The organism is Rhizobium sp. BK008, from assembly GCF_014197345.1.
GTDB classification, from domain to species: Bacteria; Pseudomonadota; Alphaproteobacteria; order Rhizobiales; family Rhizobiaceae; genus Rhizobium; species Rhizobium anhuiense.
In genome coordinates this window covers 580,897-592,922 of the sequence record NZ_JACIFK010000001.1, presented here as the reverse complement: position 1 = coordinate 592,922, position 12,026 = coordinate 580,897, and the positions used below count along the sequence as shown (strand labels likewise).

Below are 12,026 nucleotides of genomic sequence, written 5' to 3'. Positions count from 1 at the left end.
GTCATATCCTCCCGGCAAATGTAGGTTCGGCGCCTTCGTTCGTCTGCGAAGCCATGAGGCGCCTCGGATCGCGCGCGAGCCAGACGGTGACCGTCAAGCCCTGCCCGCTTTGCTGACCCGGATGAAGATCGACGGCCTGCTCGACGTCGAGCCCGGCCTTGCGCAGCCAGTCGGACATCGCCTGGTGCGAAAAGCCGAGACGGACATGCGCATGTTCGTCGCGGAGATATTCGAGCGTGTGCGGCGCCAGGTCGATGACCACCAGCCGGCCGCCCGGCCGAAGCATGCGCGCCGCTTCCGCGATGGCAATTTCCGGCTGATCGAAGAAATGCAGCACCTGGTGGATCGTCACCAGGTCGAAATCCTGCCCCTCGAACGGCAGGTTCAGGATATCGGCATGGCGCACGGTGGCCTTGGTGATGCGGGACTTGTCGAGATTGGCGCGCGCCACGCTCAGCATGTCGCGGCTGGCATCGACACCGATGGCGCGGCGGTAAAGCCCGGACAGCAGTTCGAGGATGCGGCCCGTGCCGGTGCCGAGATCGAGCAGCGAATCGATCGGCTGGTTGCCGAGCAGCCGGATGACGGCGGCGTCGACTTCCTCATCGGCGGCATGTAGGCGGCGAAGCTCGTCCCATTCGGCCGCGTTGCGACTGAAATAGGCCTGCGCCCGCTCGGCCCGCTGGCGCTTGACCTGCGACAGCCGCTCGCCGTCGCGAAGGATGGTCGGATCGTTCTCGGAGACATGCTTCAGCAGCGCCCGCACCAGCAAGGCCGCCTTGCCGTCCTGCTTGAGACGGAAATAGGCCCAGGCACCCTCCTGGTATCGTTCGATCAGTTCGGCCTCGCCGAGCAGCTTCAGGTGACGGGAGATGCGCGGTTGGGATTGGCCGAGAATTTCGGTAAGATCGGTCACCGTCAGATCGCCACCGTCAAGAAGAGCCAGAAGACGCAGGCGCGTGGGTTCGCCAGCCGCCTTCAAGACGTCTACCAGCGCATCCAGTCCAAGCTTCAGAGGTTCGCTCATCTTCGATCCAATCAAGATATAAAGATATCTTTATGTGATTTGAAATGCCGTGGCAAGCGACAATTCGCACTCTCCGCGAAATTGCCTGCTCAAATTGCGACAGAGATCGACATGAAAAAGCCCCGGCCGAACCGGGGCTTTCGCAAGGAAAAAAGATGGATCAGCGCGTCAGGCGCTTATGGGCCTGGCTGCCCGGGTTGAGGGCATCGGGACCAAGGCGGCGCACCTTGTCCTGTTCATAATCCTCGAAGTTGCCTTCGAACCATTCGACATGGCCATCGCCTTCGAAAGCGAGAATATGCGTCGCCAGACGGTCGAGGAACATGCGATCGTGGCTGATGATGATGGCGCAGCCGGCGAAATTCTCCAGCGCGTTTTCCAACGCACCCAGCGTTTCGGTATCGAGGTCGTTGGTCGGTTCGTCGAGCAGCAGAACGTTGCCGCCGGCCTTCAGCATCTTGGCGAGGTGAACGCGGTTGCGCTGACCACCGGAGAGATTGCCGACCTTCTGCTGCTGATCGCCACCCTTGAAGTTGAACGCGCCGCAATAGGCGCGGGAGTTCATGTCGAACTTGCCGAGCTTGATGATTTCGGCGCCACCGGAGATTTCCTCCCAGACCGTCTTGTCGGCCGCGAGCGCGTCGCGGCTCTGGTCGACATAGCCGAGATGCACGGTCTCGCCGATGCGGATCGAGCCGCCATCCGGCTTTTCCTGGCCGGTGATCATCCTGAACAGCGTCGTCTTGCCGGCGCCGTTCGGGCCGATGATGCCGACGATGCCGCCCGGCGGCAGCTTGATCGACAGGTCATTGATCAGCGTCCGGCCCTCGAAGCCCTTGGTGATGCCTTCCATCTCGATGACCACCTGGCCGAGGCGCTCGCTGACCGGGATGATGATCTGTGCATCGCCGGGACGCTGTTTTTCGGCGGCATCCACCAGCTGCTCGTAGGACTTGATACGCGCCTTGGACTTGGCCTGGCGGGCCTTCGGGCTGGAAGCGATCCATTCCTGCTCGCGGCTGATCGCCTTCTGGCGGGATGCTTCTTCGCGATTTTCCTGCAGCATGCGCTTGGCTTTCGCCTGCAGATAGGCCGAGTAGTTGCCTTCGTAGGGAATGCCGCGGCCACGGTCGAGTTCGAGGATCCAGCCGGTGACGTTGTCCAGGAAGTAGCGATCGTGGGTAATCATCATCACGGCGCCCGGATAGTCGCGCAGATGCTTTTCGAGCCAGGCGATGGTTTCGGCGTCGAGATGGTTGGTCGGTTCGTCGAGCAGCAGCAGATCCGGCTGCGACAGCAGCAGGCGGCAGAGCGCGACGCGGCGGCGCTCACCACCGGATAGGCTGGTGACATCGGAATCGCGCGGCGGGCAGCGCAGCGCTTCCATCGCCATTTCGACCTGGCTTTCCAGGTCCCAGAGGTTCTGGCTGTCGATGACGTCCTGAAGCTTGGCGCCCTCTTCCGCGGTCTCGTCGGAATAGTTCATCATCAATTCATTGTAGCGATCCACGATCGCCGTCTTCGAGGCAACGCCCTCCATGACGTTCTCGAACACCGTCTTGTTGGGATCGAGGTGCGGCTCCTGCTCGAGGTAGCCGACCGTCGCACCTTCGGCGAGCCAGGCTTCGCCGGTATACTCCTTGTCCTGGCCCGCGATGATGCGCAACACGGTGGATTTACCCGCGCCGTTCGGTCCGAGGATACCGATCTTGGCATCGGGGTAGAAAGAAAGATGGATGTTCTCCAGGATCTTCTTGTTGCCATAGGCCTTGTTGAGGCCGGACATATGATAGATGAACTGACGTGCCATACTGCGCTGCTCCGGGCGGGAAACTTCGATTGTGCCGCTATGTAGGCGAAACAGCGCCTGCGGGCAACGCCGAAACCCGGTTTACTCCGGATTTCCGGTCAAAAGCCCGCAGCGTCGACCACACCTTCGTCGCAGCCGAAGGAGGTTTTTCCCGCGCCCTGGATCAGATCGGCAAGCCCGGCACTTTTCGCCGATACCGCCCCGGCGGCTTCCGAAAGCCCGATCGTCAGCTCGCTGATCATCCGGATATTGCCGGCCCGCCGGCAGCTCATCTTAACGCGGTCGCCGGCGCCAGGCCCGAAGCTCTTGTCGAAAGCCGCCTTGATCGCCTCGGCCTTGACAGGCTTGCCGATATTGGCGGCGAAGAGCTCGCGCACCGCCGAGGCGTTGAGCGCGCCGACCAGATGCACGCCGACGCCGAAATAGTCGTCCGCGCTCATTTTCGTGCAGGTGCCGTGCTTCGTCCATTCATGCCGTTCCAGGCCGGATTGCGTGCCGGGCATCGCTTTTGCCAGAGCCGTCTTCGTCTCGGCCGAAAGCACGACCTCCGGCAATGTGTTCCAGTTGCCATCCTTATCGGCGGCCTTCTGGTCGGCGCTGACACCGCAATAATCCTGGCGCATCGGCCAGAGCCCGTGCAACGAGAAGTTCGTCGCATCATGGCGCTCCACGGCCTGCGTCGCGCATTCGGCCTTTTTCTGGTTCGTCTGGCAGAAGGTGGGCTGCCAGCTCGCCGCCAGAATGAAACGGGTGCGCCCACCGCCCTCCTGGGCCGTAGCGGCGCCGGAAACAACCATCGACAAGGCAAACGCCAGGGTACGCAATTGCATGCTGCTCATTTCAACCCCCAAAAGAACAATACGGGAACAAATAAGCATGAAGCTCAAACGGGCGCAACCCTGAATCGCAGCAACGTCGTATTTTGTTATCGGATAAACCAAACCCCCATGTTGCTTTTATCAGGCAATCTGGTCTGTTGCCGCAGGGAGGATCCATATGTTTGCTGAAACGCAGAAGCTCGCCGTAGCGGGGGCGTCGCTGGCTTATCACCATGCTGAAGCTGCTGGTCCGGCCCGCGGCATCCTGTTGATATCGCATGGCCTCGCCGAACATTCGAAACGCTATCGCGCCTTTGCCGAGACGATGGCGGCGCGCCGCTATCATGTCTATGCCCATGATCACCGCGGCCACGGCGAAACGACGGCGCCCGATGCGCCGATCGGCCGCTTCGCCCGACGAGGTGGCGTCGAAAGGGTGATCGGCGACCTCATCGCCATGCGCGGCCATGCGGCATCCCGCCATCCCGGCCTGCCGATCATCCTCTTCGGCCATTCGATGGGCGGCCTCATCGCCCTCAATGCAGCCGTCACCGCTCCGGCCGACTTCGACGCCGTCGCCGTCTGGAATTCGAATTTCGCCGTCGGCCTCGCCGGCCGCGCCGCCCAGGCGATCCTGCTGGCCGAGCGCATGCTGAAGGGCTCCGACGTGCCGAGCGGCCTGCTGCCGAAGCTCACCTTCGGCGCCTGGGGCAAATCCATTCCCGGCCGCCGCACCGAGTTCGACTGGCTGTCGCACAGACCTGATGAAGTCGACAAATATGTCGCCGATCCGCTTTGCGGCTTCGACGCGTCGGTCTCTCTCTGGCTCGATCTCTTCGAGCTGACCTTCCGCGGACCGCAGAAAATCCATCTCGACCGGCTGCCGCGCGATATGCCGGTTCATCTGGTCGGCGGCGGAGAAGACCCGGCGACGGAGCGGGGAAAAGCCGTGCTCTGGCTGTCAAACCATTTGAAAGGCCTGGGCTTCTCCCGTATCAGCACTCAGATATATCAGGACTTGCGACACGAGACGCTGAATGAGATCGGCGCGGATGCGGCGATCGCAGCTTTCGCCGACTGGTGCGACGAGGTGGTCGCAAGATCCTGAGCGACCAATATGCTGAGTACGGGGATTTCATCATGAGCAGCACCTCCGCCCGCCCCGTTTCGTCCGCCTCCGACGTGACGACGGGGCTTGCGCTGATGGTTCTTTCGGTGATGGTCTCGCCGCTCATCGATATCTTCGCCAAGCTTGCCATCACCACCGTGCCATCCGGGGAGATCACCGCCGGCCGTTTCGTCGTCCAGGCGCTCTGCATGCTGCCGCTTGTGATATGGCGGCGCAGCTTCGCCGATTTCGCCTGGCGCCAGAGCCTCTTCCATGCCATCCGCGGCGCGATCATCACCATCTCGATGATCTCCTTCGTCACCACGCTGAAATATATGGCGGTCGCCGACGCGATCGCGATCTTCTTCGTCGAGCCGATCATGGTGACGATCCTCGGCGGCATCTTCCTGAAGGAGACGATTGGCTGGCGACGTTATACCGCCTGCGGCGTCGGCTTCTTCGGGGCGATGCTGATCATTCAGCCAAGTTTCGAAGAGGTCGGCTACATCGCGCTTCTGCCTGTCGTCAGCGCGCTCTGCATCGCCATCTTCGTGCTGATGACCCGCGCCCTCTCGCGCAGGGAAGACCCCTGGTCGATGCAGTTCCAGATGAGCATCTGGGGCCTGCTCTTCTGCGTCCTCCTGCTTTTCCTCGGTCAGGGAACCGGTTCCGACCTCTTCGATCCCGTCATGCCGGAAGGCCGCGCCTGGTTCTATGTCGCCGGCGTCGGCGCCATGGCCGCAATCACCGGCATCGTCGGCGTCTACGCCTATCGCGCAGCACCGGCCTCGACGCTGGCGCCGCTGCAATATTTCGAGATCGTCTCGGCGACGATCTTCGCCTGGCTGGTCTTCGGCGACTTTCCGGATGCCGTCAAATGGCTCGGCATTGCCATCATCGTGGCATCGGGCATCTACATCCTCTGGCGCGAGCGCCGCTTTGCTTCAAAGCCAGTATCCGATACATCTGAGGTGACGATGGCGCCGTAGACATTGCCGGGAGGAACATGACAGAGACCGTGACGAAGAAGCCGCCGCTTGTCGGAATCCGGGTGATCGAGCTTGCCCGCGTGCTCGCCGGCCCCTGGGCGGGACAGATGCTCGCCGATCTCGGCGCCGACGTCATCAAGGTCGAAAATCCCGAGGGCGGCGACGACACGCGCCAATGGGGGCCGCCCTTCGTCGAGGGCGCCGATGGCGAGAACCTCTCGGCCGCCTATTACCACGCCGCCAATCGCGGCAAGCGCTCCGTCACCGCCGACCTGAAAAGCCCCGAAGGCCAGGATCTCGTCCGCCGCCTCGTTTCCACCGCCGATGTGTTGATCGAGAATTTCAAGCTCGGCGGCCTCGTCAAATACGGGCTCGATTACGACAGCCTGCGCAAGATCAACCCGAAGCTCGTCTATTGTTCGATCACCGGCTTCGGCCAGACCGGCCCCTATGCCAGCCTCGCCGGCTATGATTACATCGTCCAGGGCATGTCGGGCTTCATGTCGATCACCGGCGAACCGGGCGGCCAGCCGATGAAGGCGGGTGTCGCCATCGCCGATATCTTCACCGGCATCTATGCCGTCTCGGCAATCGAAGCCGCCCTGATCCACGCCCTCAAATCGGGCGAAGGCCAATTGATCGACATGGCCCTGCTCGATGTGCAATCGGCCGTGCTCGCCAATCAGAACATGAATTACCTCGTCTCCGGCGCCGCACCGACCCGCCTTGGCAATGCCCATCCCAATATCTCGCCCTATGAGGTCGTGCCGACGGCGGACGGTTATCTCATCCTCGCGGTCGGCAATGACGGCCAGTTCCGTCGCCTCTGCACCCTCCTCGGCCTGGAGACCGTGGCCTGCGACGAGCGTTTCGCCACCAACAAGGCTCGGGTCGGCAATCGCGGCGAGGTGCGCCGCCTCATCTCCACCGAAACGCTGAAATGGCAGAAGGCGGATCTCTTGAAGGCCTGCGAGGAGAATGCCGTTCCATCAGGCGCAATCAACACGATCGAGGAAATGTTCGCCGATCCGCAGGTGCAGGCCCGCGGCCTGCGCATCGATCTTGCGGACGCCGCCGGCACCGTGATCCCCGGAGTGAGGACGCCTGTCGTACTGTCGGAGACGCCGCTGCGTTATGACAGGCCGAGCCCGCGCCTCGGCGAACACCAGGCGGAAATTCTGGCGGAACTCGCTGAGCGTGATGGGGAGAGATCATCATGAAGAAGGCATTGTCATGAAGAAGACCGGCGGAGAACTGATCGTCGAGGCGCTGAAGGCGAATGGCGTCAAGCGGCTTTCCTGCGTTCCCGGCGAGAGCTTCCTCGCCGTTCTCGATGCGCTGCGTGACAGCGATATCGACGTTCTCGTCTGCCGCCAGGAGGGGGGCGCGGCGATGATGGCGGATTGCTGGGGCAGGCTGACCGGCGAACCCGGCATCTGCATGGTGACTCGCGGCCCCGGCGCCACCAACGCTTCCGCCGGCCTGCACATCGCCAAGCAGGACTCGATCCCGATGATCTTGTTCATCGGCCAGGTGCAGCGGGAAGCACGCGAGCGCGAGGCCTTCCAGGAGGTCGAGTTCCGCCGCGCCTTCACCGAATTCGCCAAGTGGGTGGGCGAGATCGACGATGCCGCCCGTATTCCCGAATTCGTCACCCGCGCCTTTGCGGTCGCCACCTCCGGCCGTCCCGGCCCGGTCGTGCTGACGCTGCCGGAAGACATGCTGCGCGACGAGGTCGAGGCACCCCGCGCCAGGCACTATGCCAATGTCGAGGCCCATCCCGGCCGCCGGCAGATCGACGATTTCTATATAAGGCTGCTGAAGGCCGAGCGGCCGATGGTGATCCTTGGCGGCACGCGCTGGGATGCCGATGCCGTCGCCGATTTTCAGAGCTTCGCCGAGCGTTTCCAGCTCCCCGTCGGCTGCTCCTTCCGCCGGCAGATGCTGTTCGATCACCTCCATCCCTCTTATGCCGGCGATGTCGGCATCGGCATCAATCCGGCATTGGCAAAGGAGATTAAGGAGAGCGACCTGCTGATCCTCCTCGGCGGCCGCATGTCGGAAATGCCGTCCTCGTCCTATACGCTGATCGATATCCCCTACCCCCAGCAATCGCTGGTGCACATCCATCCCGACGCTTCCGAGCTTGGCCGCATCTACCGCCCGGATCTTGCCATCTGCGCCGCGCCGGCCGATTTCGTCGCAGCACTCGCCGACCTGGAAGCGCCGGCCGAACCGCACTGGACCGAGCGCACCGCGCGCCTGCACCAGGCCTATCTCACCTGGTCGACCCCGCCGGCGACCGGGCCAGGTGCCGTCCACATGGGGCCGATCATGGAATGGCTGGAGGCCAATACGAAGCCGGAGACGATTTTCACCAATGGTGCGGGCAACTACGCCACCTGGGTGCATCGCTTCCATCGTTTCCGGCGCTTCAACACTCAAGCCGCCCCCACCTCCGGCTCGATGGGGTACGGCCTGCCGGCCGCCGTTGCCGCCAAGCGTCTCTTTCCCGAGCGCGAGGTCATCTGCTTTGCCGGCGACGGCTGCTTCCTGATGCACGGCCAGGAATTCGCCACCGCCATCCGCCACGATCTGCCGATCATCGCGGTGGTCGTCAACAACGGCATCTACGGCACCATCCGCATGCACCAGGAGCGTGAATATCCGGGTCGTGTCAGCAGCACCGATCTGACCAATCCCGACTTCGCAGCCCTTGCCCGCGCCTATGGCGGCCATGGCGAGACGGTGGAAAGGACGGACGAATTCGCCCCGGCCTTCGAGCGGGCGCGCGCCAGCGGCAAACCCTCGATCATCGAAGTCAAGCTCGATCCTGAGGCGATCACGCCGACGCGTACGCTCTCGGAAATCGCGCAAACAAAAAGCCGGTGAGAAAACTCACCGGCCTTGAAGGATAGGGACGCTGCGACTTCAGTCGATGGCCGCCGTGACGATGAACTCGACCTTGTATTTCGGCGCAGCGAGCTTGGCTTCGCTGGTGGCGCGGGCCGGCGGATTGGCAGGATCGATCCAGCCTTCCCAGACGGCGTTCATCTCGGCGAAATCGGCGATGTCGGCAAGGTAGATGATCGTCTGCAGGATTTTCGACTTGTTGCTGCCTGATGCAGCCAGCAGGCGGTCGACTTCGGCAAGCGAGGACTTGCACTGATCGGTGACGCTTTCGCCCTCGCCGACCTGGCCCGCGAGATAGACCGTGTTGCCGTGAATGACGGCGCCGCTCATGCGCGCGCCGACGTCGATACGCTTAATGCTCATCATAGTCTCCTGAGTGAATGGAAGGTGGCGGCGCTGAAGGTCAGCGCCGGAAAATCTGCGCCCGGGAATGGGGCTCAGTTACGGATATGGTGGGTCTTCTGGTAAATCGCCGTCGAGCGTGCGCCGGAACGGCAATAGCCCAACATCGGCCGCGGGAATTCGTCGAGCGCGTCGACCATGCCCTGCACGGCTTCTTCGGTCACGCCCATCGGCCCGACAGGCACGTGGGCGATCTCGAGGCCGATCTCCTTGGCGCGCGCCTCGATGACGGAAAACGACGTCTGGTCGGGACTTTCGTGGTCGGGACGGTGGCAGACGATCGATTTGAACCCCAGCGCCTTGATCTCGTCGAGTTCCTCGAGCGTGATCTGGCCCGAAACCGAATATTCATCGTCGATCTGGCGAATATCCATCGTCTTGTCTCCTCAAAAATCGTGGGGTGAAGGTCTACGACGGAGGTCTGCCAGCGTCAACAACACTTCGCTCACAGAAAGGTAAAGGTCAGCGCATAGCTGCGGCTCTCGCCTGGCGCCAGCATGTTGAACTCACCGGCTGCCTCGAGCTCGTCGCGCAGCACCCAGCGATGCGACACCGGCTCGATGCCGATGATATGGGCCGGCGGCTTCTGGTTCCGCCAGACCTGAAGATAGGGCAGCGTGTCGGCGCGGAAACGCACGCTGAGCGTCCTGCCGCCGATTGCGGCGATCGGCCCGAGGCGGACCTCCGCGAAACCTTCCTCCACCGCCGGCGCCGCGACGCAGAAGATGCCGCCCGGCTCCTCGCCGAATGCCCAGGGGAAACCACCATTCTCCAGCATCCGGCCTTCGAGCCGCGTGCCGTCGTCCAGCCATTTGCCGCCAACGTTCATGTGATACATCAGGAAGGTCGGCACCGTCCGATCGCTGGTATTGACGACCCGGTCTTCGAGCAGCACCTCGCCCGTCGCCCCGTCGATCCGCCACAGCCGTTCGATGCGCTGCGGCAGTCCTTCGACAGTGGTGATGTCGATATCGGCGCGACATTCGGCATTGCCGTTCTCGAATTTCGTCCACAGCACCTTTGCCGCATGGCCAGAGGCCGATCCGTGCAGCGGATAGACTTTGCCGTCGCCCCGGTCGGGAATCGGCTGACGGTGGCGGATGTGATCCGGCCCGCAGGTAAAGAGGAAGCCTTCGAGCGAGTGATCGATTCGCGGATCGCCGTCGTCGGGAATGGCGCGTTTCGGCGCGATATCGACGCCGTCGACGATGCATCCGCCGATATCCAGCACCGATGTTTGGTCCAGCATCAGGCGCGGCCCGCTTGCGGCGGCAAATTCGATCATCACGGTCTCCTTGAGGGAATTATCGGCCTGTAGCGTTAGGTTTCACGCCTCCATTCGTCAATCGCCGCCGCTCTCATCTTGTGTTTTTGCAGCAACCGTGGATTTTGCGGAACGGACAGAAGGGCGCAAACGTTTATGAGTAAAAGGAAATCTTAGTGATTTTCATATTTTGTTCAGTACGCTTTCATAAATTCCACACTAGCGTCAAAATTCGCAGGTGTGTGTCTGCCCAGTCACTGTTCGAGGTGTGAGACGTGAATCGCTTTTTGAGATCGGCATTTTGCCTTACGGCCGTCCTGGCTGCGCTTGCAGCTGCAGCGCCGGAGGCAGGCGCGCAGCAATTCCGCGATCGCCGCCAGAGCGATATCGTGCTCGTGACGCCGACCGGCGAAATCCTCGACTATGTACCAGCAGGTTATATCTATGCTCGCGACCGCAGCGGCAATCGTGTGTTGATCGACGACTACGGCAACGTCGTTGCCACCGAGATGCGCGCCCGCGGCTATTATCCGCCGCGACCCGGCCCGCGCGAAGTCTATAACGACCAGGGCGGCAACGACCCCTATTATTCCGACAACAATCCCTATGGCGATACGCGTTATTCCGAGCGCGGCGCCGTGACCGGCGGCGTTCCACGCGATGCCGCGATCGAACGGCAGCCGCTCGACGACCAGCCCTATCCTGATGACAACAGCATCGGCAATCCGCAGCCCGGCGACGACTACGCCTCGATCGACCCCGACCAGCAGATCCCGCCTGCCGATCAGCCGAAGGCCGCACCCGAAGAGCCCGTCATCACGCTGAAGAACAAGTCGAAGCCGGAGATCGTCGCGCTGCAGGTCTTCCTCGATCGCGCCGGCATCTCCCCCGGCGTCATCGACGGCCATATGGGCTCGAACGTCACCAAGGGCATCTATGCCTATGACCAGATGACCGGGTCGAAGCTCGATCCCAACGACACCGATGCCATTCTCGAAGAGCTGCGCTTGAACGGCGGCCTGCCCGTCGTCAGCTACACGATCACGCCGGCCGATGCCGCCGGTCCCTTCGTCGCAGAGATCCCGGAAGATTATTCGCAGAAGGCGCTGCTGCCGTCGCTTGCCTATACCTCGACCACCGAAATGCTGGCCGAGCGCTTCCATATGGATGAAGCCTTCCTCAAGGAGATGAACCCCGGCGCCGATTTCAGCGTTCCAGGCACGGTGATCAAGGTCGTCAATCCCGGCGAGCCGAAGACCGGTGAAGTCGCTCGCATCATCGCCGACAAGGGCCGCAAGCAGGTCTTCGCCTATGACGGCGCCGGCAATCTCCTCGCCGCCTATCCGGCATCGATCGGCTCCACCGACACTCCCTCTCCGTCGGGCTTGGTAAATGTCGAGCGTGTCGCCCTCAATCCCGGTTACACCTATAATCCGAAGATCAATTTCCAACAGGGCGCAAACGACAAGATCCTCAACATCCCGCCCGGCCCGAACGGCCCCGTCGGCACCGTCTGGATGGCGCTTTCCAAGCCCACCTACGGCATCCACGGCACGCCCGAGCCTTCGAAGATCGGCCGCACCCAGAGCCACGGCTGCATCCGGCTGACCAACTGGGATGCCACCGAGCTGGCCAAGATGGTCAAGCCGGGCGTCACGGTCGAATTCGTCGATTGAGCCGCTTCATTTCGCTGAT

The 12,026-nt window shown here is 62.4% G+C and carries 11 protein-coding genes; 5 read left to right on the top strand and 6 right to left on the bottom strand.

The features are described from left to right. Position 1: 1 nt before the first annotated feature. The 3 genes from FHT69_RS02775 to FHT69_RS02765 form a co-directional block, all read right to left on the bottom strand. Entirely contained in the window at positions 2 to 1,027 is a 1,026-nt protein-coding gene (locus tag FHT69_RS02775) for an ArsR/SmtB family transcription factor (protein ID WP_183844627.1), read from the bottom strand. A 160-nt stretch (positions 1,028 to 1,187) separates the two neighbouring features. After that, on the bottom strand, positions 1,188 to 2,837 hold the full coding sequence (ettA, locus tag FHT69_RS02770) for an energy-dependent translational throttle protein EttA (RefSeq protein ID WP_028755828.1): 1,650 nt from the start codon (positions 2,835 to 2,837) through the stop codon (positions 1,188 to 1,190). Positions 2,838 to 2,935: 98 nt separating this feature from the next. Further along, positions 2,936 to 3,676 carry a ribonuclease T2 family protein gene (locus FHT69_RS02765; protein WP_183844626.1) on the bottom strand — a complete coding sequence of 247 codons (741 nt, stop codon included), beginning with the start codon at positions 3,674 to 3,676 and terminating at the stop codon, positions 2,936 to 2,938. Positions 3,677 to 3,833: 157 nt separating this feature from the next. On the opposite strand from FHT69_RS02765, the gene FHT69_RS02760 reads away from it, so the two are divergent. Genes FHT69_RS02760 through FHT69_RS02745 form a run of 4 tightly spaced genes read left to right on the top strand, consistent with a single transcriptional unit; the run spans position 3,834 to position 8,644 of the window. Continuing rightward, entirely contained in the window at positions 3,834 to 4,763 is a 930-nt protein-coding gene (locus FHT69_RS02760) for an alpha/beta fold hydrolase (RefSeq protein ID WP_183844625.1), read from the top strand. 32 nt (positions 4,764 to 4,795) lie between these two features. Next, positions 4,796 to 5,752, top strand: a complete 957-nt coding sequence (locus FHT69_RS02755; RefSeq protein ID WP_183904878.1) for a DMT family transporter — start codon at positions 4,796 to 4,798, stop codon at positions 5,750 to 5,752. A 17-nt stretch (positions 5,753 to 5,769) separates the two neighbouring features. After that, complete coding sequence (locus FHT69_RS02750; protein WP_183844623.1) at positions 5,770 to 6,972, top strand: CaiB/BaiF CoA-transferase family protein; 1,203 nt, start codon at positions 5,770 to 5,772, stop codon at positions 6,970 to 6,972. Positions 6,973 to 6,985: 13 nt separating this feature from the next. Next, positions 6,986 to 8,644, top strand: a complete 1,659-nt coding sequence (locus FHT69_RS02745; protein WP_029867943.1) for a thiamine pyrophosphate-binding protein — start codon at positions 6,986 to 6,988, stop codon at positions 8,642 to 8,644. Between the two features lie 39 nt (positions 8,645 to 8,683). On the opposite strand, the gene FHT69_RS02740 is transcribed toward FHT69_RS02745, so the two are convergent. From FHT69_RS02740 to FHT69_RS02730, 3 genes are all read right to left on the bottom strand, one after another. Then, positions 8,684 to 9,028, bottom strand: coding sequence for a RidA family protein (locus tag FHT69_RS02740; protein WP_028755822.1), 345 nt, complete (start codon positions 9,026 to 9,028; stop codon positions 8,684 to 8,686). Between the two features lie 74 nt (positions 9,029 to 9,102). Beyond that, positions 9,103 to 9,441: a TIGR01244 family sulfur transferase gene (locus FHT69_RS02735; protein WP_047610991.1), complete on the bottom strand. Its 339-nt coding sequence runs from the start codon at positions 9,439 to 9,441 to the stop codon at positions 9,103 to 9,105. Positions 9,442 to 9,512: 71 nt separating this feature from the next. After that, a complete protein-coding gene (locus FHT69_RS02730; RefSeq protein WP_183844622.1) occupies positions 9,513 to 10,352 on the bottom strand; it encodes an aldose 1-epimerase family protein in 840 nt (279 codons plus the stop codon). Between the two features lie 254 nt (positions 10,353 to 10,606). On the opposite strand from FHT69_RS02730, the gene FHT69_RS02725 reads away from it, so the two are divergent. Beyond that, positions 10,607 to 12,007 (top strand): L,D-transpeptidase, encoded by a 1,401-nt coding sequence (locus tag FHT69_RS02725; protein ID WP_047614197.1) that lies wholly within the window; start codon positions 10,607 to 10,609, stop codon positions 12,005 to 12,007. Positions 12,008 to 12,026: the final 19 nt, after the last annotated feature.